The sequence below is a fragment of the Burkholderia lata genome, assembly GCF_000012945.1.
Taxonomy (GTDB): Bacteria; Pseudomonadota; Gammaproteobacteria; order Burkholderiales; family Burkholderiaceae; genus Burkholderia; species Burkholderia lata.
Genome location: NC_007510.1, coordinates 1,004,127 through 1,026,751 on the forward strand (window position 1 = coordinate 1,004,127; position 22,625 = coordinate 1,026,751).

At 67.0% G+C, this 22,625-nt stretch carries 21 protein-coding genes and 1 tRNA gene; 13 read left to right on the forward strand and 9 right to left on the reverse strand.

The genetic code is table 11. The features are described from left to right. Positions 1-47: 47 nt before the first annotated feature. The gene (gene trxB / locus BCEP18194_RS10465) at positions 48-1,010 is read right to left on the reverse strand and encodes a thioredoxin-disulfide reductase (RefSeq protein WP_041492769.1); all 963 of its coding nucleotides are present in this window, start codon (positions 1,008-1,010) and stop codon (positions 48-50) included. A gap of 440 nt (positions 1,011-1,450) precedes the next feature. On the opposite strand from trxB, the gene BCEP18194_RS10470 reads away from it, so the two are divergent. From BCEP18194_RS10470 to BCEP18194_RS10480, 3 genes are all read left to right on the forward strand, one after another. Further along, the gene (locus tag BCEP18194_RS10470) at positions 1,451-3,760 is read left to right on the forward strand and encodes a DNA translocase FtsK (RefSeq protein ID WP_011351256.1); all 2,310 of its coding nucleotides are present in this window, start codon (positions 1,451-1,453) and stop codon (positions 3,758-3,760) included. A 46-nt stretch (positions 3,761-3,806) separates the two neighbouring features. Further along, positions 3,807-4,496 (forward strand): outer membrane lipoprotein chaperone LolA, encoded by a 690-nt coding sequence (gene lolA, locus BCEP18194_RS10475; RefSeq protein ID WP_011351257.1) that lies wholly within the window; start codon positions 3,807-3,809, stop codon positions 4,494-4,496. A 163-nt stretch (positions 4,497-4,659) separates the two neighbouring features. Further along, entirely contained in the window at positions 4,660-5,970 is a 1,311-nt protein-coding gene (locus tag BCEP18194_RS10480) for a replication-associated recombination protein A (protein WP_011351258.1), read from the forward strand. A 45-nt stretch (positions 5,971-6,015) separates the two neighbouring features. Here BCEP18194_RS10480 and BCEP18194_RS10485 read toward each other — a convergent pair whose 3' ends face one another. Next, a complete protein-coding gene (locus tag BCEP18194_RS10485) occupies positions 6,016-6,282 on the reverse strand; it encodes a DUF2164 domain-containing protein (protein ID WP_011351259.1) in 267 nt (88 codons plus the stop codon). Between the two features lie 263 nt (positions 6,283-6,545). On the opposite strand from BCEP18194_RS10485, the gene serS reads away from it, so the two are divergent. From serS to BCEP18194_RS10505, 4 genes are all read left to right on the forward strand, one after another. Continuing rightward, positions 6,546-7,847, forward strand: coding sequence for a serine--tRNA ligase (gene serS, locus BCEP18194_RS10490; RefSeq protein ID WP_011351260.1), 1,302 nt, complete (start codon positions 6,546-6,548; stop codon positions 7,845-7,847). A gap of 135 nt (positions 7,848-7,982) precedes the next feature. Next, positions 7,983-8,073 (forward strand) — tRNA-Ser (locus BCEP18194_RS10495). Between the two features lie 201 nt (positions 8,074-8,274). Further along, on the forward strand, positions 8,275-9,228 hold the full coding sequence (locus tag BCEP18194_RS10500; RefSeq protein WP_244272930.1) for a phosphatase PAP2 family protein: 954 nt from the start codon (positions 8,275-8,277) through the stop codon (positions 9,226-9,228). Positions 9,229-9,371: 143 nt separating this feature from the next. Then, the gene (locus tag BCEP18194_RS10505; RefSeq protein WP_011351262.1) at positions 9,372-10,907 is read left to right on the forward strand and encodes a methyl-accepting chemotaxis protein; all 1,536 of its coding nucleotides are present in this window, start codon (positions 9,372-9,374) and stop codon (positions 10,905-10,907) included. 81 nt (positions 10,908-10,988) lie between these two features. Here the strand turns inward: BCEP18194_RS10505 and BCEP18194_RS10510 are convergent, their stop codons facing one another. Continuing rightward, entirely contained in the window at positions 10,989-12,149 is a 1,161-nt protein-coding gene (locus BCEP18194_RS10510; protein WP_011351263.1) for an alkane 1-monooxygenase, read from the reverse strand. A 669-nt stretch (positions 12,150-12,818) separates the two neighbouring features. On the opposite strand from BCEP18194_RS10510, the gene BCEP18194_RS10515 reads away from it, so the two are divergent. The 5 genes from BCEP18194_RS10515 to BCEP18194_RS10535 all read left to right on the forward strand — a co-directional run bounded on the left by BCEP18194_RS10515 (position 12,819) and on the right by BCEP18194_RS10535 (position 15,978). Next, positions 12,819-13,331: a GNAT family N-acetyltransferase gene (locus BCEP18194_RS10515; RefSeq protein WP_011351264.1), complete on the forward strand. Its 513-nt coding sequence runs from the start codon at positions 12,819-12,821 to the stop codon at positions 13,329-13,331. Positions 13,332-13,500: 169 nt separating this feature from the next. Next, positions 13,501-14,274, forward strand: coding sequence for a septum site-determining protein MinC (gene minC, locus BCEP18194_RS10520; RefSeq protein ID WP_011351265.1), 774 nt, complete (start codon positions 13,501-13,503; stop codon positions 14,272-14,274). A gap of 59 nt (positions 14,275-14,333) precedes the next feature. Further along, a complete protein-coding gene (gene minD / locus BCEP18194_RS10525; protein WP_011351266.1) occupies positions 14,334-15,149 on the forward strand; it encodes a septum site-determining protein MinD in 816 nt (271 codons plus the stop codon). A 12-nt stretch (positions 15,150-15,161) separates the two neighbouring features. After that, a complete protein-coding gene (minE, locus tag BCEP18194_RS10530) occupies positions 15,162-15,416 on the forward strand; it encodes a cell division topological specificity factor MinE (protein WP_006486661.1) in 255 nt (84 codons plus the stop codon). A 160-nt stretch (positions 15,417-15,576) separates the two neighbouring features. Then, on the forward strand, positions 15,577-15,978 hold the full coding sequence (locus BCEP18194_RS10535) for a YXWGXW repeat-containing protein (RefSeq protein ID WP_011351267.1): 402 nt from the start codon (positions 15,577-15,579) through the stop codon (positions 15,976-15,978). Between the two features lie 116 nt (positions 15,979-16,094). Here the strand turns inward: BCEP18194_RS10535 and BCEP18194_RS10545 are convergent, their stop codons facing one another. Then, a complete protein-coding gene (locus BCEP18194_RS10545) occupies positions 16,095-17,636 on the reverse strand; it encodes a chloride channel protein (protein ID WP_011351268.1) in 1,542 nt (513 codons plus the stop codon). 170 nt (positions 17,637-17,806) lie between these two features. On the opposite strand from BCEP18194_RS10545, the gene waaC reads away from it, so the two are divergent. Next, the gene (waaC, locus tag BCEP18194_RS10550) at positions 17,807-18,805 is read left to right on the forward strand and encodes a lipopolysaccharide heptosyltransferase I (protein ID WP_041492770.1); all 999 of its coding nucleotides are present in this window, start codon (positions 17,807-17,809) and stop codon (positions 18,803-18,805) included. Between the two features lie 28 nt (positions 18,806-18,833). On the opposite strand, the gene BCEP18194_RS10555 is transcribed toward waaC, so the two are convergent. The 5 genes from BCEP18194_RS10555 to BCEP18194_RS10575 all read right to left on the reverse strand — a co-directional run bounded on the left by BCEP18194_RS10555 (position 18,834) and on the right by BCEP18194_RS10575 (position 22,458). Further along, the gene (locus tag BCEP18194_RS10555; protein ID WP_011351270.1) at positions 18,834-19,013 is read right to left on the reverse strand and encodes a hypothetical protein; all 180 of its coding nucleotides are present in this window, start codon (positions 19,011-19,013) and stop codon (positions 18,834-18,836) included. A 104-nt stretch (positions 19,014-19,117) separates the two neighbouring features. Further along, positions 19,118-20,428, reverse strand: a complete 1,311-nt coding sequence (locus BCEP18194_RS10560) for an MFS transporter (RefSeq protein WP_011351271.1) — start codon at positions 20,426-20,428, stop codon at positions 19,118-19,120. 293 nt (positions 20,429-20,721) lie between these two features. After that, positions 20,722-21,213, reverse strand: coding sequence for an energy transducer TonB family protein (locus BCEP18194_RS10565; protein ID WP_011351272.1), 492 nt, complete (start codon positions 21,211-21,213; stop codon positions 20,722-20,724). 343 nt (positions 21,214-21,556) lie between these two features. After that, positions 21,557-21,850 (reverse strand): hypothetical protein, encoded by a 294-nt coding sequence (locus BCEP18194_RS10570; RefSeq protein ID WP_011351274.1) that lies wholly within the window; start codon positions 21,848-21,850, stop codon positions 21,557-21,559. Positions 21,851-22,062: 212 nt separating this feature from the next. Further along, positions 22,063-22,458 carry a hypothetical protein gene (locus tag BCEP18194_RS10575; RefSeq protein WP_011351275.1) on the reverse strand — a complete coding sequence of 132 codons (396 nt, stop codon included), beginning with the start codon at positions 22,456-22,458 and terminating at the stop codon, positions 22,063-22,065. Between the last annotated feature and the right edge of the window lie 167 nt (positions 22,459-22,625).

Sequence of the window (22,625 nt, forward strand, 5' to 3'; positions counted from 1 at the left end):
GCGGCAGCGGACGCCATTGTAGCGCCCGGCGCGACAGGTCTCGCGGCTTACTTCTTGTCGTGCAGGCTTTCGAGGTAGCGCTGCGCGTCGAGCGCGGCCATGCAGCCCGTGCCGGCGCTGGTGATCGCCTGGCGGTACACGTTGTCCTGCACGTCGCCCGCGGCGAACACGCCGGCGACGCTCGTCGACGTCGCGTTGCCGTGCAGGCCGCTCTTCGTCAGGATGTAGCCGTCCTTCATCTCGAGCTGACCCTGGAACAGGTCGGTGTTCGGCTTGTGGCCGATCGCGACGAACACGCCTTGCACGGCGAGATCTTCCGTCGCGCCGGTCTTCACGTTCTTGATGCGCAGGCCCGTGACGCCCGAATCTTCGCCGGTGACTTCGTCGAGCACGTGATCCCACTTGATCACGACGGCGCCTTCCTTTTCCTTCTCCAGCAGGCGGTCGATCAGGATCGGCTCCGCGCGGAACTTGTCGCGACGGTGGATCACCGTGACCTTCTTCGCGATGCCAGTGAGGTAGAGCGCTTCCTCGACGGCCGTGTTGCCGCCGCCGATCACCGCGACTTCCTGGCCGCGATAGAAGAAGCCGTCGCAGGTCGCGCAGGCCGACACGCCCTTGCCCATGAACAATTCTTCGGACGGCAGGCCGAGATACTGCGCGGACGCGCCGGTCGCGATGATCAGCGAGTCGCACGTGTATTCGCCCGAGTCGCCGATCAGGCGGATCGGCTGCTCGTGCAGCTTCGCGGTGTGGATGTGGTCGAAGATGATTTCGGTGTTGAAGCGCTCGGCGTGCTCGAGGAAGCGGGCCATCAGCTCCGGACCCTGCACGCCTTTCGCGTCTGCCGGCCAGTTTTCGACGTCGGTCGTGGTCATCAGCTGGCCGCCCTGCGCGATGCCGGTGATCAGCACCGGGGACAGGTTGGCGCGTGCCGCGTATACGGCAGCCGTGTAGCCGGCGGGGCCGGAACCGAGAATCAGGACTTTGGCGTGTTTGGGCGTGGACATGTGCGAATCCGTAAAAGGCGGCCGCGGCGGGCGGGGTAGGGCTCGCCGTACGATCCGGGGTGACCGGGATGCCGTCATAGATGGGTATCAGACGCGCATTATAAAGGCCCCGTTGCTGCGTTGCCGAACGAGAGTTTCAATCGTGGCGATAGTGTCGGGCAGTGCAACGGCCGCGCACGCGGGGTGGGCGGGGCGCGCGGCGGCGCGTTGCCGCACGGGCGCGGCGCGGCCTGGCACCGGCTCGGGGGGCGCCGCGACAGTGCCCGACGGGGCCGGCCGGGCCAGGGCGAACGGGCCGCTGCGGCGCGCGTCCGGCGAGCCGGCCGTACCCCGGCCCTGTTATGTAACCGTCATTTACACTTGGCGGCCCGGTGCAGCGTTTACAATAAGCGGGATCGAACGACAGGCGGGCGCATGGCCCGTCCTCTTTATACGGATTCATGGCAAAAGCTCCTTATTCCGCCCAGGCACAGGCGTTGCCGCACCGGATGTCGAAGCTCCTCACGGAGATCCGCTGGATTCTCCAGGTCGCGCTCTGCGCATTTCTGGTGATGGCCCTGCTGAGCTACAGCCGGCGCGATCCGAGCTGGACGCACGCCGCCCAGGTGGACCACATCACGAACTGGGCCGGCCGCGTCGGCGCCTGGACGGCCGACATCATCCTGCTGCTGTTCGGCCTGTCGGCCTACTGGTTGATCGTGCCGCTCGCGCGGCGCATCGCCGTCAACTATCGCCGCATCACGCGCCATGAGGCGGTCCCGGACGAACCCGAGCGGCCGATTGGCTGGCTCACCGAAATCCTCGCGTTCGTGCTCGTCGTGCTGGCATGCGACGGCATCGAGGCGCTGCGCATGTGGTCGCTGAAGGTGCAGTTGCCGCGTGCGCCGGGCGGCGTCGTCGGCGAGGCCGTCGCGGGCGCGATGTCGCACGCGTTCGGTTTCACGGGCGGCACGCTGCTGCTGCTGATCGCACTGGCGATCGGCCTGTCGCTGTATTTCCGCTTCTCGTGGCTGTCGGTCGCCGAGCGTGTCGGCGGTGCGATCCTGTCCGCCGTCAACGTCGCGAAGCTGCGCCGCGAGGCCGAGCGCGACCGCAAGCTCGGCGAGGCCGCGGCCGTGCGCCGCGAAGGCAAGGTCGAAGAAGAGCGCGTGCGCATCGAGGATCACGAGCCCGTGACGATCGTGCCGCCGGTCGTCACGCCTGCCAAGTCCGAGCGCGTCGAGCGCGAGCGCCAGGTGCCGCTCTTCACCGACCTGCCGGGCGATTCGACGCTGCCGGCGGTATCGCTGCTCGACCCGGAGCCGAAGGCGCAGGAGGCGATTTCCGCCGACACGCTCGAATTCACGTCGCGCCTGATCGAGAAGAAGCTGAAGGACTTCGGCGTCGAGGCGAGTGTCGTCGCCGCGTATCCGGGCCCGGTCGTCACGCGCTACGAGATCGAGCCGGCCACCGGCGTGAAGGGCAGCCAGATCGTCAACCTCGCGAAGGATCTCGCGCGCTCGCTGTCGCTCGTGTCGATCCGCGTCGTCGAGACGATTCCCGGCAAGAACTACATGGCGCTCGAGCTGCCGAACCAGCGCCGCCAGACGGTCCACCTGTCCGAGATCATCGGTTCCGAGGTGTACGCGGCCGCCTCGTCGGCGCTGACGCTGAGCCTCGGCAAGGACATCGGCGGCAAGCCGGTGTGCGCGGATCTCGCGAAGATGCCGCACCTGCTGGTGGCCGGCACGACCGGTTCGGGCAAGTCGGTCGGGATCAACGCGATGATCCTGTCGCTGCTGTATAAAGCGACCGCCGAGCAGGTACGCCTGATCCTGATCGATCCGAAGATGCTCGAAATGAGCGTCTACGAAGGCATTCCGCACCTGCTGTGCCCGGTCGTCACCGACATGCGCCAGGCCGGCAACGCGCTGAACTGGACGGTCGCGGAGATGGAGCGCCGCTACAAGCTGATGAGCAAGCTCGGCGTGCGCAATCTCGCGGGCTACAACAACAAGATCGACGAGGCCGCGAAGCGCGAGGAGAAGCTGCCGAATCCGTTCAGCCTGACGCCGGAAGATCCTGAGCCGCTCGGCCGCCTGCCGAACATCGTCGTCGTGATCGACGAGCTGGCCGACCTGATGATGGTCGTCGGCAAGAAGGTCGAGGAACTGATTGCACGGATCGCGCAGAAGGCGCGCGCGGCCGGCATCCACCTGATCCTCGCGACGCAGCGTCCGTCGGTCGACGTGATCACCGGCCTCATCAAGGCCAACGTGCCGACGCGGATCGCGTTCCAGGTGTCGTCGAAGATCGACTCGCGCACGATTCTCGACCAGATGGGCGCCGAATCGCTGCTCGGGATGGGCGACATGCTGTATCTGGCGCCGGGCACCGGGCTGCCGGTGCGCGTGCACGGCGCGTTCGTCGCGGATGACGAAGTGCACCGCGTCGTCGAGAAGCTCAAGGAGCAGGGCGAGCCGAACTACATCGAGGGCCTGCTCGAAGGCGGCACCGCCGACGGCGACGAGGGCTCGGCCGGTGCGGGAACCGGCGAAGGCGGCGACGAGTCTGATCCGCTGTACGACCAGGCGGTCGAGATCGTCATCAAGAACCGCCGCGCGTCGATCTCGCTCGTGCAGCGCCACCTGCGGATCGGCTATAACCGCGCGGCGCGGCTGCTCGAGCAGATGGAGCAGTCGGGGCTCGTGTCGGCGATGTCGTCGAGCGGCAACCGCGAAATTCTTGTGCCGGCGCGCGACGCGGAATGAGTCCGCGGCGTTCGCAGCGCCGGCCACCCAGGGAGAAAACCGCAATATGCAGCAACATTCGTTCGCAATGTCCCTTCGTTCGACGCGGCGCTGGCTCGGCGCGGCGCTCGCCGGCGCATCGCTGATGCTCGCGGCGACGCACGCGTTCGCGGGCGGCACCGAGCAACTTAAGGCGTTCGTGTCGCAGGTGCGTTCGGCGAAGGGCGACTTCACGCAACAGATCGTCAAGGCGCCGGCGAAGGGCGCAAGCGCCGTGCAGGCCGTGCCGAAGCCCACCGACAACTCGAGCGGCACGTTCGTGTTCGCGCGCCCGGGCAAGTTCATCTGGACGTACCAGAAGCCTTATCAGCAGGTGCTGCAGGCCGACGGCGAGAAGCTTTACGTATACGACCGCGACCTGAACCAGGTCACCGAGCGCAAGCTGAACGGCGCGCTGGGCGCGAGCCCGGCCGCGATCCTGTTCGGCAGCAACGATCTCGACAAGAACTACACGCTGCGCGATGCCGGCGAGAAGGGCGGCATCGAGTGGCTCGAGATGCTGCCGAAGGCGCAGGACACGCAGTTCCAGCGGATTGGCATCGGCTTCAAGAACGGCACGCTCGCCGCGATGGAGCTGCATGACGTGTTCGGCAACGTCACGCTGCTGACGTTTACGAACATCCAGACGAATCCGCCGCTGAAGGGCGATACGTTCAAGTTCGTCGTGCCGAAGGGCGCCGACGTGATTACCGGCTGACCGGCGCCGCGCGCTGCTCTTCCGCAACGGGCCTGCCGGCGACGGCAGGCCCGTGTTGTTTCTGGGCACCGGGCGCAGGCACGGCGGTGCTTTCGCGCCGCTGTCATAATGTCGGGTCCGGCGGCCGGTTCGGCCGCCATTGTTTGATGTGGAGCGAGGGTTCATGTCCGACCTGTTTCAAGTCGAGCCGCGCCGCCCGCTCGCCGAGGCGCTGCGGCCGAAGACGCTCGCCGAGGTGATCGGCCAGACGCATTTGCTGGGCGAAGGCAAGCCGCTGCGGCTCGCGTTCGAATCGGGCAAGCCGCATTCGATGATCCTGTGGGGGCCGCCCGGCGTCGGCAAGACGACGCTCGCCCGGCTCACCGCGCTCGCGTTCGACTGCGAGTTCATTGCGCTGTCCGCGGTGCTCGGCGGCGTGAAGGACATTCGCGAGTCGATGGAGCAGGCAAAGGACACGCTGAACCGCACCGGCCGCCACACGATCCTGTTCGTCGACGAAATCCACCGCTTCAACAAGGGGCAGCAGGACGCGTTGCTGCCGTTCGTCGAGTCGGGGCTCGTGACCTTCATCGGCGCGACGACCGAGAACCCGAGCTTCGAGGTCAACTCGGCCTTGCTGTCACGTGCGCAGGTGTACGTGCTGAAGTCGCTGGACGATGACGAGATGCGCCAGTTGCTGAAGCGCGCACAGGAAATCGCGCTCGACGGCCTGTCGTTCGACGAAAAGGCGATCGATACGCTGGTCGGCTATGCGGACGGCGACGCGCGGCGCTTCCTGAACCTGCTCGAGCAGGCGCAGACGGCAGCCACGTCGGCCGGCACCGCGACGATCGATGCCGAATTCGTCAGCAGCGCGATGACGCTGAACGCCCGGCGCTTCGACAAGGGCGGCGACAACTTCTACGACCAGATCTCGGCGCTGCACAAGTCGGTGCGCGGGTCGAGCCCGGACGGCGCGCTGTACTGGTTCTGCCGGATGATCGACGGCGGCGCGGATCCGAAGTATCTCGCGCGGCGGATCGTGCGGATGGCGTGGGAAGACATCGGCCTGGCCGATCCGCGCGCGCTGCAGATGGCGAACGACGCGGCCGAAACCTACGAGCGGCTCGGCTCGCCGGAAGGCGAGCTCGCACTCGGGCAAGCGGTCATCTATCTCGCATGCGCGGCGAAGAGCAACGCGGGCTACAACGCGTTCAACCAGGCGATGGCGTTCGTGAAGCAGGACAAGTCGCGCGAGGTGCCCGTGCATCTGCGCAACGCGCCGACCAAGCTGATGAAGGAACTCGGCTACGGTCACGCTTACCGTTACGCGCACGACGAGCCGAACGCGTATGCGGCCGGCGAGACGTACCTGCCGGACGGGATGCGCGAGCCGCGTTGGTACAAGCCGGTGCCGCGCGGGCTCGAATCGAAGATCGCCGACAAGCTCGCGTGGCTGCGCGACCTCGATCGCGAGGCCGGCAAGAAGGACTGACGGGAAGGCGCGCGGTGCAGCCCGGCCGGCGCCGTCGCGAACGCGTCAGCGCTTGCGGGCCGGCTGCTTCTTCCAGTAGCCGAACGGCTCCTGATGGCACTCGATGTCGAGTTCGGTGACGCGTGCGTGCAAGCTCTGCTGCGCATCGGCGATCGCGAGGTTGTAGATCGCGGGCGCGATTTCCTCGACGAAGAAGTGCAGCAGCGCGCCGGCCTGGATGTTGCCGATCGGCTCGTCCATGTTCTCTGTGAAATAGCGTTGCAGCGACGCGATCGCGCGGTCGCGTACGTCCTTGTCCAGTTCGATGGCCATCGGGTTCCTCAGGTAGCTGTGACGGGTGGCGGGTGCCTCGTGCGATGCGCTGCTGCGGGCGCGCACGGGCGTTTCGCGATCCGCGGCGCGGCGCTGCCGCGTAATTTCGCGGGGGGCGACGGGCGGACCGGCAAGGCGATACTGCCACGGCCGTCGCACCACGGTCATCGCCCGTTTGCAGCATAGTCCGTCCGGCCAGTGCCGTGGCGGCCCCGCGGTGCGTTAGAATTCCCGTCTTACACAACGATTCTCCAAGTCCTCCCATGCTCGACATCCAGTTGCTGCGCAAAGACCTCGACGGCGTCGCCCAGCGCCTCGCCGATCGCGGCTACACCCTCGACGTCGCCGCGTTTTCCGCCCTCGAAGCGGAACGCCGCGCGATCCAGACCCGCACCGAAGAGCTCCAGGCGCGCCGCAACAGCCTGTCGAAGCAGATCGGCGCGATGAAGGGGAAGGGCGAGGACACGTCGGCCGTGATGGCCGAGGTCGGCGGGATCGGCGACGAAATGAAGGCGGGAGAGGCCAAGCTCGGCGAAATCCAGGCGCGCCTGTCCGACCTGATGCTGGGCATGCCGAACGTCGCGCATGAAAGCGTGCCGGTCGGCAAGGACGAAGCCGACAACGTCGAGGCGCGCCGCTGGGGCACGCCGCGCCAGTTCGATTTCGAAGTGAAGGATCACGTCGACGTCGGCACGCCGCTCGGCCTCGATTTCGAAACCGGCGCGAAGCTCGCCGGCGCGCGCTTCACGATGCTGCGCGGCTCGATCGCACGCCTGCACCGCGCGCTCGCGCAGTTCATGATCGACACGCACACGCTGCAGCACGGCTATACCGAGACGTATACGCCGTACATCGTGAACCCCGAGATCCTGTACGGCACGGGCCAGTTGCCGAAGTTCGCGGACGACATGTTCCGCGTCGAGAAGGGCGGCGAGGAGAACAAGGTCACGCAATACCTGATCTCCACGTCGGAAATCTCGCTGACGAACACCGTGCGCGAGTCGATCGTCGACGCGTCCGCGCTGCCGATCAAGCTGACCGCGCATTCCCCGTGCTTCCGCTCGGAAGCCGGTTCGTACGGCCGCGACACGCGCGGCATGATCCGCCAGCACCAGTTCGACAAGGTCGAGATGGTGCAGGTTGTCGCACCGGAAGCGTCGTACGCGGCGCTCGACGAGATGGTCGGCCATGCGGAAGCGATCCTGCAGAAGCTCGGCCTGCCGTACCGCGTGATCACGCTGTGCACGGGCGACATGGGCTTCTCGGCGGCGAAGACGTTCGACCTCGAAGTGTGGCTGCCTGCGCAGAACACCTATCGCGAGATCTCGAGCTGCTCGAACACCGAAGCGTTCCAGGCGCGCCGGATGCAGGCGCGTTTCCGCAACGCGCAGGGCAAGCCCGAGCTCGTGCATACGCTGAACGGTTCGGGTCTCGCGGTCGGCCGCACGCTCGTCGCGGTTCTGGAGAACTACCAGAACGCGGACGGTTCGGTCACGGTGCCGGAAGCGCTGCGTCCGTACATGGGCGGCATCGAGCGCATCGACGCGCCGGCACAGGCGTCGTAAGCGCGCGTTCCGGCAAACTCTCGAATGCCCCGCAAAAAATTTGCAAAAAGGGCTTGTGAGAGGCGAAGAGATCGTTCTATAATCTTTTCTTTCGCGGAAACGACCAACCGCGAAATGCAGTAAAGCAGCAAGGAAGGAGAGGTGGCAGAGTGGTCGAATGTACCTGACTCGAAATCAGGCGTACGGTTTCCCCGTACCGTGGGTTCGAATCCCACCCTCTCCGCCAAAATACGAAGCCCCGTGATCCGGAAGGATCACGGGGTTTTTCGTTTTGGGTTCGCGGAATGCGTGTCGTGTCGCACGCCGTTGTCGTGGCAACCGCTCGACCATCGACACATCGGATCGTGCTGATACGATGCGACCCACAGCGTGCATGATCGTGCCGCGTCCCCATGCCGCCGTGCTGAATGGCAAACATCGCGATCCCATGACGAACCGAGTGCCGAAAGTCCTGACGAGCATTGCGCTGCTGACTGCCGTCATTGCCGTCGCGGACATCCGCGGCGCGCATGGCAACGGCATGGCGCTGGCGCTCGGTCACGCGGCGCATTTCGCGGGGCTGGCAGGATGCGCGGCCATCGCAGTGGCGGCAGCATTGATCGTGCTGTCGCACACACCGCGCTACCGCGAGCGCTCGCTCGCCTGGCGATGGCGCGAATGGGCGCTCGCGTTGCTGTGCGTCGTGACGATCGCGGCCTTCAGCCAGGCGATCGTGGTACTCGACTACTTGTGCGTGGCGCTTGCCCCGCCGTCGATCGAAGCCGATCTCGTCCGGTTCGATGCGTTGCTCGGCTTTCACTGGCCCGACCTGTATCGCTGGGTGAGGGCACATGCCGAGCTGCAGCGTGCACTGGCGGTCGCATATCACGGCAGCATCGTGCAGCTGATCGCCGTCCCGTTCATTCTCTCGACCGCGCGGCGACACGACGACCTCGCCGAATTCATGGTGATGTTCGCAGTCGCGTTGCTCGTCGTTGTCGTCGTCTCGACGCCATTTCCCGCACAAAGCGCATTCGTCCATTTCGGCATCGCCGATGCGAACACCGCGTCGACCGTGTCTCACTACGACCTGCTGCGCAGCGGGCAGCTTCGGCTATTCAGCCTGTCCGAATCGCAGGGGCTCGTGTCGTTGCCGTCGTTTCACGTGATGCTGGCGCTGCTGTTCGCGTATGCGGTCCGGCACGTCCGTTACGTGTTTCCCGCGTCGATCGGGCTGAATGTCGCGATGATCGTGTCGACGCCGACACAGGGCGGCCACTACCTGGCCGACGTGATCGCCGGGATCGTATTCGGCGCGCTGTCGATCGTTGTCGTGCGCCGCTGGATGGCGGGCCCGCGCAGCGCCGCGACCACCGGGCCGCGCGCGACGCATCCGACCTGACCGGATTGGCGGCCGGCGTTTTCGCACGGCCCGAGCCTTTCCCGCTTTCTTCAGCTTTAAGCCCGCGCTTCCCGCGCCGTTAACACGGGGCGGCGGCCGGCGCCCGTGCCGGACCGCTTCGTTCCCCGTCGATCCAAGGTCCCATGAAGCTGAGCTACAAGATTCCCCTCGCATTCGCCGTCGCGCTGCTGCTGATGTTCTGTGGCGCGCTGTACGGTATCCATATTCTCAATCGGTCGATCGATACGTTCGCCGAAGACGTGCAGACGAACGTCGGCGACGAACGGCTCGTGTCGGCCACGCTCGTCCAGTTCAAGCTGCAAGTGCAGGAATGGAAGGACACGCTGTTGCGCGGCAAGCAGCCCGGCAAGCTCGACCAGTACTGGCAGGCGTTCCAGACGCGCGAGCGGACGGTCGATACGCTCGCCGCGCAGCTCGTTCACCAGTTGCCGCCCGGCGAGAGCCGCTCGCTCGTCGAGCAGTTCATGCGCGCGCACACGGCGATGGGCGAAGGTTACCGGCGCGGGTTCGACGCATTCAAGGCTGCCGGCTTCGAGCCGTCGGCCGGCGATGCCGCGGTGGCGGGCGTCGACCGCGAACCGGCGGCGCTGCTGGAGCGGGCCGCGAAGTCGATCGCCGACGAGAGTGCCGCCGTGTCGGCGCAGGCGAGCCGCGACGCGCAGCACGCGACCACCGCGAGCCTCGTGCTGATGCTGGTCGTGCTCGGCGTCGCGATGGTCGGCGCGTTCCTGTTCAGCCGCGCGATCCTGCGTCCGCTCGACCGTGCGGTGGCGTGCGCGCAGGCCGTCGCCGAAGGCGACCTGACGCGCGACGTCGACACGGCCGGCCGCGACGAGATCGCCGATCTGCTGCGCGCGTTGCAGACGATGCAGGCGAGCCTGTCGGGCGTCGTGCTCGAAGTGCGTACGCACGCCGAAGCCGTCGCGACGGCGAGCGCACAGATCGCGTCGGGCAACCACGACCTGTCGGCGCGTACCGAGGCGCAGGCTGCATCGCTCGAGGAGACCGCCGCCAGCATGACCGAGCTCACGGGCATCGTCCGCCAGTCGGCCGAACACGCGCAGCACGCGGCGCAATTGGCGCACGACGCGTCGAACATCGCCGCGGCGGGCGGCGGCGTGATGACGGATGCCGTCGGCACGATGAACGGCATCGCCGACAGCTCCGCAAAGGTCGGCGAGATCATCGCGGTGATCGACGGCATCGCGTTCCAGACCAACATCCTCGCGCTGAACGCGGCGGTCGAGGCGGCTCGCGCGGGCGAACAGGGGCGCGGCTTCGCCGTCGTCGCGGCGGAAGTGCGTACGCTCGCGCAACGCAGCGCCGCCGCGGCGAAGGAGATCAAGGGACTCATCGAGCAGTCGACGAAGCGGGTCGACGAGGGTGCCGTGCTGATCGGCCGTGCGGGCGAATCGATTCACGAGATCGTCGGCGCGGTGCAGCGCGTCACGACGATCGTCGGCGAGATCTCGTCCGCATCGCAGGAGCAGAGCGGCGGCATCCAGCAGGTGAACATCGCGGTGACGCAGATGGACGAAGCGACGCAGCGCAACGCCGCGCTCGTCGAGCAGGCCTCGGCCGCGACGCAGGCGCTGGCCGAGCAGGCGAGCGCGCTGCGGCACGCGGTGGCCGTGTTCAGGCTGCCGGAAATGGCGTGACGGCTGCGCCGTCGCGCCGGACTTCGACGGAACCGGGGGCCGGCGCGTCGGCGCCGGTTTCCCCCGGCCCGTCTCCCGCGATCACGCCGCGGCCGGATATTGCGCGAGCACCCGGGCGCGGATCGACGGCTTGATGTTCGATTGCGCCATGTCGCCGCCGTAGTGCGCGACGACGCGCGGATTCATCACGCGATACCAGAGCGGCGGCACGTACGCGAACAGGATCATCGTCGCGTAGCCGGCCGGCAGTTGCGGCGCGTCGTCGAAATGGCGCAGCGCCTGGTACGAGCGCGTCGGATTCGCATGATGGTCGGCGTGGCGCTGCAACTGGTACAGGAACAGGTTGGTGACGACGTGATTGCTGTTCCAAGAGTGCTGCGGCGTGCAGCGTTCGTAGCGGCCGCTCGGCAGCTTGCGGCGGCCGAGCCCGTAATGCTCGACGTAGTTCACGACTTCGAGCAGCGACGCGCCGTAGATGGCCTGGATCACGAGGAACGGAATCACGACCTTGCCGGCCATCGCGATCGCCATGCCCCACACGACGACGGTCATCGCCCACGCGTGCAGCACCTCGTTGCGCCAGGTCCATGGCGAATGCCCGAGCCGTTCGAGGCGGGCCTTCTCCAGCCGCCACGCCGAGCGGATGCTGCCGGTCACGGTGCGCGGCAGGAACGCCCAGAACGATTCGCCATAGCGCGCGCTCGCCGGATCCTCGGCCGTCGCGACGCGTACATGGTGCCCGCGGTTGTGCTCGACGTAGAAGTGGCCGTATGCGACCGGCGCGAGCGTGATCTTCGCGAGCCAGCGCTCGAAGCGGTTGGTCTTGTGCCCGAGTTCGTGCGCGGTATTGATCGAGATGCCCGTCGCGGCGCCGAGCGACAGCGCGAAGCCGACGTAGTCGTACCAGGCGAGCGCATGCGTGCCGACGATCCACACGCACGCGAAGAACGCGACGTATTCGACGAGGGTCGCGAGATAGACGATCAGCCGGTAGTAGCGCTCCCGTTCGAGGAGCGGCACAACGTCCTCGGGCGGGTTGTCGCGATCGTCGCCGATCAGCGTGTCGAGGATCGGGATCACGCCGAACGCGAACAGCGGGCCGAACCACCAGAACACGTGCAGGCCCGTCGACAGCGCGAGCTGGGCGGCGAGGATCGGCAGCGTGATCGTCAGCGCGCCGAGCAACCACAGGTAACGCTTGCCATCCGACCAGCTCGAGGCCGATCCGTCGGTCATTGCCATTGTCTCCCTCCTGCCGGCCGGCCCGAAGGCGGCCGCCTGTACGGTTGTTCGAATTCTCGTTGGTCCGCGATGCGCGCGCGGTTGTGCCGGATCGTCACCCGGTTCTGCCTGTTATACGACCCGCGCGCACGCTTGCCAAACTCCGGCACTAGTCGCGCGGCTCCAAACGGAGGGGCGCGTGCGGCGCAGGCAGGGAAGGGCCCGCGCAAGCTGATTGAAACATGCCGGGATCGCCGGATCGTTCCGCTCGGGCGGCCGGTTTGTCAGACGGAAGGCACGCCGTGACGCGTGCGGGTGTCGGTGCCGCCAGTCCGCAACAAATGTTGCAATGCAATATTCGGAGGGAGACAGGTACCCGAGATACATGCTTTCGGGGTTACCAATCTTACGGATCATTACGACTTCCACGCTGAAATCCACCGGCCCCGACGGGCAACTGCCGCATGTCGCAAGGCGACCGGCACCATGCGTCGAACGAAGCCGCCGCAACCGTCTTTCGGCGGCACGCATCGACATCGCAATGCTGCACCTGCACACCAACTGGCCGCACGGCTGCCGGCGGTGCATGCTGCCTTTCGATTCGCGCTGTCATTTGAAAATAACGATTTGACTCATGCCCCGCTTTCGGTTGAAGCTAATAGCTTGCTGTCCGAAGGGGGCTGTGCCTGCATGAGTTCGACCTTGACCGTTCGTCGTATCGTTGCCGATCAGGGCAGCGTGTATCGCGAACTCCGCGCCGCATCGCTGCGCGAGCCCTACGCGCCCGGCGAAGCGCCGGAGGCCGAATTGCTGAACGTCGAAACGGACGCAGCGTCGGCGATTGCCGCGCAGCGCGCCGTGTCCGACGAGTCGACGACTTTCCTGCTGTATACCGAAGGCCATCCGGCCGGCATGATCGGCGCGTATTTCGACAATACGCCCGATCGGCGCGCGTTCGTCAGCGAGCTGTGGGTGGCGCACGCGGTGCGTCATCTGCGCGGCGGCGTGCTGCTGCTGGAGACGGCCACCGAATGGCTCGCCGAGCGTGGCGCCCAGGACGTCTACGCCTGGATTGCCGATGCGAACCGCAACGCGATCCGCTTCTACGAGCGGGCGGGTTTCGGCAACACCGGCGAACATGCGCCGATCGCGCGGATGCCCGGCGCGATGAAATCGCTGTTCGTGTCGCAGACGAAGCACTGACGTGACGTCAGAACGCGGGCCGCGCGGCGCGATGAAGGTCCGGTCGCCCGCTTGCCTGCCCGCCTGCCGGTTGCGCGCCCGCCCGGGCCGCCGCCCCCCGGTTCCCCAAAAATAATGGCCGCGCGCGTGGACGCCTGTAAAATACGCAAAAAATTTTTGCAGAGTGTCCATGTCGCTTAAAAAATCGCCATTCTTCGAGCTGCGCAGCGGATCGGTCGATACGTTGCTGTTCACCGTGAAGACGACCGATCTCGATGCGTTGCGTACCGAACTGGTCAAGCGCTTCGAAGCGACTCCCGAGTTTTTCGCCGACGATGTCGTCGCGATCGACGTCCGCCGCCTGGCTGACGGCGAACGCGTCGCGCTGGCGGACATCCGCCAGATGCTGAACGACGTGCGGATGCGCCCGGTGGGCGTCGTCGCGCTGGCAACGCAGGGCTGGGCGGGGGAAGCCGGCCTGCCGTTGCTCGAGGCGCGCGATCGCCGCACGCCGGCCGCGAAGCACGCCGACGAAGCGGAACCGGCGCCGGCGCCCGTCGTCGAAGCTGCCGCCGCTCCGGCAGCGGAATCGGCGCAGGAGCCCGCACCGACGCTGTTGCACGCGGGCGGCCGGACGCTCGTGATCGACCGGCCGTTGCGTTCGGGGCAGCAGATTTACGCGAAAGGAGACCTCGTGGTGCTCGCGCCGGTCAGTCACGGCGCGGAGATCATCGCGGAAGGCAATATCCACATCTACGCGCCGTTGCGCGGCCGCGCACTCGCGGGCGTGCACGGCAATCACGACGCGCGCATTTTCTGCACGTGTCTCGAGCCGGAACTGATTTCGATCGCGGGTATCTATCGAACAACCGAGAACCCGTTGCCCGCCGAAGTACTGGGCAAATCGGTGCAGATCCGGCTCGAAGAGGAAAAACTGATGATCGAACCGCTGCGCCTGACGTAATCCACGCGGTGCGCTCCGGAGCGATCGGCTCTCATTGACGAACACAGGGTATTGGGTAAATGGCAAAAATCATCGTGGTGACCTCGGGCAAGGGCGGCGTGGGCAAGACGACGACGAGCGCGAGCTTTGCGTCCGGTCTCGCGCTGCGCGGCCACAAGACGGCCGTCATCGACTTCGACGTCGGCCTGCGCAACCTCGATCTGATCATGGGCTGCGAGCGCCGCGTGGTGTACGACCTCGTGAACGTGATCCAGGGCGAAGCGAACCTGAACCAGGCGCTGATCAAGGACAAGAAGTGCGAGAACCTGTTCATCCTGCCGGCGTCGCAGACGCGCGACAAGGATGCGCTCACGCGTGACGGCGTCGAGAAGGTGCTGAACGACCTCGCCGCGATGGACTTCGAATTCATCGTCTGCGATTCGCCGGCCGGTATCGAGGCCGGTGCGCTGCACGCGATGTACTTCGCGGATGAAGCGCTGATCGTCACGAACCCGGAAGTGTCGTCGGTGCGCGACTCGGACCGCATTCTCGGCATCCTGTCGTCGAAGACGAAGCGCGCGACCGAAGGCAAGGATCCGATCAAGGAACACCTGCTGATCACCCGCTACAGCCCGAAGCGCGTCAGCGAAGGCGAGATGCTGTCGCTCGAGGACATCAGCGAGATCCTGCGCATCAAGCTGATCGGCGTGGTGCCCGAGTCGGAAGCCGTGCTGCATGCGTCGAACCAGGGTCTGCCGGCCGTGCATATCGACGGCACCGACGTTGCGGAAGCGTACAAGGACGTCGTCGCGCGTTTCCTCGGCGACGACAAGCCGCTGCGCTTCACGGATTACCAGAAGCCGGGCCTGCTGCAGCGCCTCTTCGGCAGCAAGTAACGGAGGCCGTCCATGTCCATCCTTTCGTTTCTCCTCGGCGAGAAGAAGAAGTCCGCATCGGTCGCGAAGGAGCGCCTGCAGCTCATCATCGCGCACGAGCGCGTCGGCGGCCGGCCGCCGGCCGATTACCTGCCGGCGCTGCAGAAGGAGCTGGTCGCGGTCATTTCGAAGTACGTCCATATTTCGAACGATGACATCCGCGTGAGCCTCGAGCGCCAGGACGATCTCGAAGTCCTCGAAGTGAAGATCGAGATCCCGCAAGCCTGACCGTTGCAGGTCTCCCTCCGCACGGCGGCATTCGCCGCCGTGCGCGTCTTACGCCCTGTTGCACTTTCGGGCATGCCGTAACACGGCGTCTGTCGGCCGTTACCGCGCCTCCCGCATTGAACGAATACGCTCGCGTAACTTGTTCAACCAGGAGGTTGTGATGGCTGTCTCTACTGTTCAACGTCGTATCGTTTCGCTCGCACTGCTTGCCGCGAGCCTGTCAGCCGTCGTCGCGCCGCTTGCCGCGCATGCTGACGAGATTCTCGTCGGCACCCCCGTGATCGTGCCGCAGGGCCGCGTGGTCGTTGCCGAGCCGGTCGCCGTGCGCACCGAGGAAATCGTCGTCGTCGCGCCGAATGCGCCGCCGCCGGTGCGCTACGAGGTCGTGCCGGCCTCGCGCGTGGGCTACGTGTGGGATCGCGGGCACTGGCACTGGGAGCATGGCCGCTACGTGTGGATCGGCGGACACTGGGAAGCCGAGCGCGTCGGTATGCAATGGGTGCCGGGCCATTGGGACCAGCGCGGTCCGAACTGGTTCTGGACCCGTGGCCACTGGGCGTGATGGAGGCGGACGATGAAAAGAACCGCAATCGCAATCGCGCTCGTCGCGATCACGCTGGCCGGATGCATCGTCGTGCCGGCCCGGCCCGTGTACTACCGGCCGGCACCCGTCGTGATCTACTGAGCGTCGCGCGGGCCGGGCTGCGCCGGGCGCTTCGTCCCGGCCGCGGCCGGCTCGTCGTCGTGCGGCGCCGGGGCATGCGCTGCGCCTTCGGCCGGCGCGGCGGCAGCCGGCGCTTCGCCGCGCAGCGTGTCGAGCGGATCGGCGGGTGCCGCGGCCGCATCCTGCGGCTCGGTGACGCCGGTTGCCACCGTCGCGCTCGCCGCGGCGGCCGCAGCCGGTTCCGCGGCCGCGACGGGCGGCGCGAGATAGCGCTGGGCGAGCGTTTCGTAGAGCGGCGGCGCGAAAAAGCGCGACACGCGGCTCGACACCAACGCGGTAGCCATCAGTGAAATCACGAGCGCGTGACCGTTGATCATCTCCATCACGATCACGAACGACGTGATCGGCGACTGCGTGACGGCCGCCATGTAGCCGACCATCGCGAGCGCGATCAGCATCGGCAGGCTCATGTTGCTGAACACGATGTGCAGCAGGTTGCCGAACCCGGCGCCGATCGACAGCGACGGCGCGAAGATCCCGCCCGGGATGCCCGGCAGGTACGACGCGACCATCGAAATCATCTTCAGGAACGGATAGAACACCGACAGATGCTGGCTGCCGTCGAGCAGGCCGCGCGCCTCGGCGTAGCCGCTGCCGAAGGTCGTGCCGCCCGATATAAGGCCGACGACGGCGATCGTGAAGCCGCACAGCGCGGCGAACGTGATCGGCCGCTCGCGATACAGGCCCAGCAGCCGCGCGGGCAGCCAGCGCCCCGTGTTGAGCAGCAGCCAGCAGAACAGGCCACCGGCGATCCCCGTGACGATCGCGGTGACCAGCACGGCGAGCGCCAGCAGTTTCGGGAAATGGGGGCCGGCATCGATCGTGCCGAAATACGTGTAGTTGCCGTTCAGGCCGAGCGCGACGACGCCGGCGAGGATGATCGCGGTGATCAGCACGCCGCTGGCGCGCGCGGAGAAGCTGCGCGTCAGCTCCTCGATCGCGAACACGATCCCGGCGAGTGGGGTATTGAACGCGGCCGACAGCCCGGCCGCCGCGCCGGCGAGCACCAGCTGGCGTTCGATCTGCGCGTTCGAGCGCGGGTAGAAGCGTCGCAGGTTGAACATCAGTGCCGCGCCGACCTGCACGGTCGGCCCTTCGCGGCCGATCGTGAAGCCGCCCAGGATGCCGAGGAACGACACCAGCACCTTGCCGAACAGGATGCGCAGCGTCAGCAGCCGGGAGCCGAACGCGCTCGGGCGCGCATGCAGCGTCGCGATCACCTGCGGGATACCGCTGCCCTCGGCGCCACGGAAGAAGCGGCGCGTGATCCATACCGACACCGCGGCGATGGCCGGCGTGAGCAGCAGCGGCAGCCACGCGGCGTGATCGCGCATCGTGCGGAAGGTTTCGTAGCCCCAGTCGATCAGTCGCGCGTAAAGTACGGCAGTGAGGCCGACGACGATCGCACCGAGCCAGAAAACGCCGTACTGGCGCCAGATCCTCAGCGAACGACGGGTGAGGGCGGGAAACAGGGCGGGAAGGGCGGGGCGTTGCATCGACGCGGGCCGGTAGGCAAAGATCGAATTATAAAAAGAACCGGATGCGGGCGGGGCGCGAGAATGTTCCCGAAAGGAGATGCATTTTGTTGCAAAAGTAATTTTCACGTAATGTTGGCGCATGTAACCATCGTTAGCATGCCAAATTGGCCCGTCTATCCCCACACATCGTGAAACGTATCCTCATCGTGAAAGTGACGTCGCTCGGCGACGTCGTCCAGACGCTACCGGTCGTTGCGGATCTGCATCGCGCCTTTCCCGGCGTAACGGTCGACTGGGCGGTGGACGAATCGTGCGCGGAGGTCGTGCGCTGGCATCCGGGCGTCAGCCATGTCCTTTGCGCGCCGCTGCGCCGCTTCAAGAAGATGCGCAATCGCGGCGACCTGAAGGCGATCACGGCGTCGATCAGCGCGCTGCGGGCACACCGCTACGATGCGGTGATCGACCTGCACGGCGTCTACAAGAGCGCGATCATTTCGGCGCTCGCACGCGCCGCGCGCCGCGTCGGCTACCAGACGCAGGATCTCGGCGAAACGGGTGCACGCTTCGCGTATTCGCATCGCTTCGGCCCGCGGCCGGACTGCGACGCGTGGCACGGGATGCGCGTGAGCGCCGGCGAGGCGCTCGGCTACGCGCCCGAGGGCATCGCCACGTACGGCATCGTCCCGCCGCGGGACGTGAACCTGCCGGCGGCCGTGACCGACGGCGCACCGTTCATGCTGCTGTTCCATGCGACGTCGAACCCCGACAAGAAATGGCCGGCCGACCACTGGGCCGCGCTCGCCACGCAGATGATGGCGCGTGGCGTACGCGTGCTGTTGCCGTGGGGATCGGCCGCCGAGCACGACGATGCACAGGACATTGCCGCACGCGCGCCGGGTTCGGTCGTGCTGCCCGCGATGACGGTGCGCGAGCTCGGCGCGGCGCTCGGCCGGGCTGCGCTCGTGGTGGGGGTCGATACGGGGTTCGTGCACATGGCGCACGCGCTGAAGCGGCCGACCGTGATGATTTTCGTCGCGACGTCGCGGCACCATTGCGGCATCGGCGGCGCGCCGAATGCACTGTCGATCGGCGAGCCGGGCACGATGCCGTCCGTCGACGAGGCGCTGGATGCGATCGATGCGGTCGGGCCGGCCTACGGCGCGCTGCGCGCGCGGCTGACCGCCTGACGAAGCGACGCGTGCCGGCTCAGGTGGCTCAGGCGAGCAGCGCCTCGACCGTGACGACGGCGGCGATGGCCGCCAGATTCGCCAGCAGCGCTTCGAACACGAGGCCGCGCCACGTCTTCGGCCGGAAGCGCAGTGCGAGCAGGATCGCGCCACCCAGCGCAAGCGCGAGGATCAGGACGAGATCGGCATTGCCGAGGCGGATGTTCATGGCGGCGGCTCCTTCGGGGCGGGATCCCGGGGGCGCGCGGCGGCGCACCCAGGATCGAGTATAGGCAGCGCCGGCCACCGCACAACCCGGGTCGCCCCGGAGTCTCAGACGAGCGATGCGTCGCGCGTTTCGCGCATCAGCAGCACACCAATCAGGCTGATTGCTGCCGCAACCGAAACATAGCCGCCAACCCACGACAGCCCGCCGCGCGCTGCCAGCAGCTGCGCGATATACGGCGCGATCGACGCGCCGAGAATCCCGCCGAGGTTGTACGCGACGCCCGCGCCCGTATAGCGGACGTTGGTCGGGAACAGCTCCGGCAGCAGCGCGCCCATCGGCGCGAACGTCACGCCCATCAGGAACAGCTCGATCGTCAGGAACAGCGCGACCAGCGGCATCGAGCCGCTGCCGAGCAGCGGCTCCATCGCGAAACCCGACAGCAGCGCGGCGATCGCGCCGACGACGAGCACCGGCTTGCGGCCGAAGCGGTCGGATGCCCATGCGGACAGCGGCGTCGCGAGTCCCATGAACACGACCGCGAAACACAGCAGGCCGAGGAAGCTCTGGCGCGGAATATGCAGCGCCGACACGCCGTACGACAGCGAGAACACCGTCGAGATGTAGAACAGCGTGTAGCAGACGACCATGGCGAGCGCACCGAGCAGCGTCGGCCGCCAGTGTTGCGTGATCAGTGTCGCGACCGGCACGCGCACGCGCTCGTTGCGATCGAGCGCGGCCTGGAACGCCGGCGTTTCGGTGATCTTGAGCCGCACGTACAGGCCGAGCGCGACGAGCACCGCACTGACCAGGAACGGGATGCGCCAGCCCCAGCTGCGGAACTGATCGTCCGACAGCGACAGCGCGAGCGCAAAGAACAGCCCGTTCGACATCAGGAAGCCGACCGACGGCCCGAGCTGCGGGAACATCCCGAACCAGCCGCGCTTGCCCTGCGGCGCGTGCTCGGTCGCGAGCAGCGCGGCGCCGCCCCATTCGCCGCCGAGGCCGATCCCCTGGCCAAAGCGCAGCACGCACAGCAGCACCGGCGCGAGCGCGCCGATCGCGTCGTAGCCGGGCACGAAGCCGATCGCGGTGGTGGACACGCCCATCACGAGCAGCGACGCGACGAGCGTCGATTTGCGGCCGATGCGGTCGCCGAAGTGCCCGAACAGGAACGAACCGATCGGGCGTGCGATGAACGCGATGCCGAACGTGACGAACGCGGACAGCGCCTGTGCGGTCGCGGAGCCGTGCGGGAAGAACACGGGGCCGATGACGAGCGCGGCGGCCGTTGCGTACACGTAGAAATCGTAGAACTCGATCGCGGTGCCGATGAAGCTCGCGAACACGATGCGCCGGTGGCTGACGGCGCCGGCCGAACCGGTTGCGTGTGCAACGGTCGGGGGGGATGCGGACATGGATGTCTCCGTTTTGTCGTTGGGGCGGTCGGCTGAGCGTGCGGTCAGGCAGGCGGACGCCTGCCGGGGGCAGCCGAGCGGATGATGCGGTGGCGGCGTGGACGCGCGCCGTGGCGCGGACGTCACCCGCCGGTCGACGATGGAGACGGGTACGTCGCCGCCGCCCGGTGCCGGCGTGGTCGGCTCGCATGCCGGGTGGGGCGCGCGAACGCGCGCGCGGCGTGATGGCCGCGCGATTGCGGAAAATTATAGCCAGCGCCGCCGCGCACCGGCAATCGCCGTGCGGCGACCGGTCAGTCGATCGATTGCGCCTGCGCCGACGCGGTGCTTTGCAGCTGGAAGTGGCCGTCGTCGTTGAAGAGCCAGCCTTCCATCATTTCGAGCCGGCCGTTGCCGTCGAGCAGTCGCGACGGTGGCGGCGGCAGCGGCGCCGAGCGGCGCAGCGACGCGAGCGCGAGTGCTTCCGCTTCGCTGTCGCCGTTGCTGCGATAGACGGACGCGTTGACGAGTCGGCCGCTGCCATCGACGGTGAAGGCCACGACGACGAGCGAGCGGAGCATGGCCTGTGGTGTGCCATGCAGCATGCCGGACGGATTGCGTTCGGCGACACGCTGCGCGACTTCGACGCGGTACTGGTCGAGGCTGCCGCTACGGGTGATCGATGGAATCGTCAGGATCGAATGCAGCGACGGAGGCGGCGTGATCGTGCACGCCGCGAGCATGGCGACGACGGCCAGCGCAACTGCACGCAGCCGGTCGACACGCAATCGGGGAAGGGGGCGCATGGGAGGCTAGCCAGAAGTGACTATAAAAAAATGATAGGCGCACGGACGCGAGTCGATATCGGGAGAAACGCATAACGGGCGATGCCGGACGATGCGATCGCTGATGACGAGCAGGCGCGCGCTCGCGCATCGCGATGTGACGTGACATGTGACAGCACGCTCGCGTGGCTGCCGTCCGTGTGCGCCCCGGCGTGCGCGTGTGCCTGTTGCAAGCTTGAAAGAAAGGCGCGGAACGCGCGTGGCACGCAGGCACGTGGCGATGGTCCGGCCGGGCGCAGTGGGTTGCCGCAGGCAGCGCCGCGGTAGCCGCTCGCGCAATCGTCAGCGATGCGTGCCACCCGGGTCAGAAGCCGTGCGTGACGAGCGACAGGATCGACAGGTCGGGGTGCGTGCCGTCGATGATGCTCTTGCCGATGTGCACGGCTTCATGGACGGCTTCATCTAGGCTCGCGAAGCTCTCCTCGCCGTCCGCGTGGAATGGCACCGCGTGGCCGGGCAATGCGGGATTCGCGCCCGGATGGCACACGTAGCCGGTGTAGGTGTAGCGCGTGTCGCTGCCGGGCACGGTGGCCGGCACGACATGGACCTCGAAGCCTTCGTAATCGACGTGTTCCGCCGGTGTCGACAGTTCGGTCATGGCGATCTCCGTGTACCGCACGCAGGGGTGGCGCGCGCGGCATCGAGTACGCGGCGGCGGTCGTGTCGCCGTGTTGATCGAATTCTAGGTGATCGAGCGGCCGGCCGGGAGGCTTCCGGCGCAGTGCGACAGCGGCAGTTGCGCGGATCCGGTGGTGCACTGCCGCGGACGCGCGTTCCGTCCCGACGGGCGGCGTCGCGCGCATGGCTGCATCATTGCTTGCAGCGCGCGTCCTTGCGTTGCACGACGATGATCACCGGGTATTTCTGCCCGTGGTCGAGCTCCACGCGTGCCACGACGGTCAGCGTTGCCGGATCGGAGTCGTCGTACACGCTGACCTGTTCGTTCCGGAGATAGGTCACGCCGGTACAGTTCGACGTGCGGCCGTCGTCACCCACCTTGCACTGGAGGTCGTTTTCCTTCAGGTAGTTGTAGGGCGACGGGCTTGCAAGGTATTCGCGCAGGCCGCGCGGCGAGCCGCCGACGCCGCTCACGTAGGCGATCGCGCACGACGCTTGTGCATCGCTGCCGGCGGCGGTGTCGGCCGTCGCCTGCGTGCTGACGGCAACCAGCAGCGCGGCGAGCGACGAGACGATGAAGGGCTTCATGACGTGGGTTTCCCGTTTCGCGAATCGGAGCGCCGGATTGTAACGGCATCCGGCAAGGCGCGTCCGGAAGTGACGGCACGGCCACGAGAGTGGTCGACGATTTGACTGTAGAATCGCGGCCTGAGAGCGCCAGCCACCATCTGGTGAAAAAACGACGGCAAAAGAAG

Excerpts from the sequence above, each read along its gene's own strand:
- minC (WP_011351265.1), top strand. The coding sequence starts at position 13,501 with ATGTCGCTTAAAAAATCGCCATTCTTCGAGCTGCGCAGCGGATCGGTC.
- BCEP18194_RS10575 (WP_011351275.1), bottom strand. The coding sequence starts at position 22,458 with ATGAAGCCCTTCATCGTCTCGTCGCTCGCCGCGCTGCTGGTTGCCGTC.
- BCEP18194_RS10565 (WP_011351272.1), bottom strand. The coding sequence starts at position 21,213 with ATGCGCCCCCTTCCCCGATTGCGTGTCGACCGGCTGCGTGCAGTTGCG.
- serS (WP_011351260.1), top strand. The coding sequence starts at position 6,546 with ATGCTCGACATCCAGTTGCTGCGCAAAGACCTCGACGGCGTCGCCCAG.
- BCEP18194_RS10510 (WP_011351263.1), bottom strand. The coding sequence starts at position 12,149 with ATGGCAATGACCGACGGATCGGCCTCGAGCTGGTCGGATGGCAAGCGT.
- BCEP18194_RS10560 (WP_011351271.1), bottom strand. The coding sequence starts at position 20,428 with ATGTCCGCATCCCCCCCGACCGTTGCACACGCAACCGGTTCGGCCGGC.
- BCEP18194_RS10500 (WP_244272930.1), top strand. The coding sequence starts at position 8,275 with ATGACGAACCGAGTGCCGAAAGTCCTGACGAGCATTGCGCTGCTGACT.
- BCEP18194_RS10480 (WP_011351258.1), top strand. The coding sequence starts at position 4,660 with ATGTCCGACCTGTTTCAAGTCGAGCCGCGCCGCCCGCTCGCCGAGGCG.
- BCEP18194_RS10470 (WP_011351256.1), top strand. The coding sequence starts at position 1,451 with ATGGCAAAAGCTCCTTATTCCGCCCAGGCACAGGCGTTGCCGCACCGG.
- BCEP18194_RS10485 (WP_011351259.1), bottom strand. The coding sequence starts at position 6,282 with ATGGCCATCGAACTGGACAAGGACGTACGCGACCGCGCGATCGCGTCG.
- BCEP18194_RS10515 (WP_011351264.1), top strand. The coding sequence starts at position 12,819 with ATGAGTTCGACCTTGACCGTTCGTCGTATCGTTGCCGATCAGGGCAGC.
- minD (WP_011351266.1), top strand. The coding sequence starts at position 14,334 with ATGGCAAAAATCATCGTGGTGACCTCGGGCAAGGGCGGCGTGGGCAAG.
- BCEP18194_RS10535 (WP_011351267.1), top strand. The coding sequence starts at position 15,577 with ATGGCTGTCTCTACTGTTCAACGTCGTATCGTTTCGCTCGCACTGCTT.
- minE (WP_006486661.1), top strand. The coding sequence starts at position 15,162 with ATGTCCATCCTTTCGTTTCTCCTCGGCGAGAAGAAGAAGTCCGCATCG.
- BCEP18194_RS10505 (WP_011351262.1), top strand. The coding sequence starts at position 9,372 with ATGAAGCTGAGCTACAAGATTCCCCTCGCATTCGCCGTCGCGCTGCTG.
- BCEP18194_RS10555 (WP_011351270.1), bottom strand. The coding sequence starts at position 19,013 with ATGAACATCCGCCTCGGCAATGCCGATCTCGTCCTGATCCTCGCGCTT.
- BCEP18194_RS10545 (WP_011351268.1), bottom strand. The coding sequence starts at position 17,636 with ATGCAACGCCCCGCCCTTCCCGCCCTGTTTCCCGCCCTCACCCGTCGT.
- trxB (WP_041492769.1), bottom strand. The coding sequence starts at position 1,010 with ATGTCCACGCCCAAACACGCCAAAGTCCTGATTCTCGGTTCCGGCCCC.
- lolA (WP_011351257.1), top strand. The coding sequence starts at position 3,807 with ATGCAGCAACATTCGTTCGCAATGTCCCTTCGTTCGACGCGGCGCTGG.
- BCEP18194_RS10570 (WP_011351274.1), bottom strand. The coding sequence starts at position 21,850 with ATGACCGAACTGTCGACACCGGCGGAACACGTCGATTACGAAGGCTTC.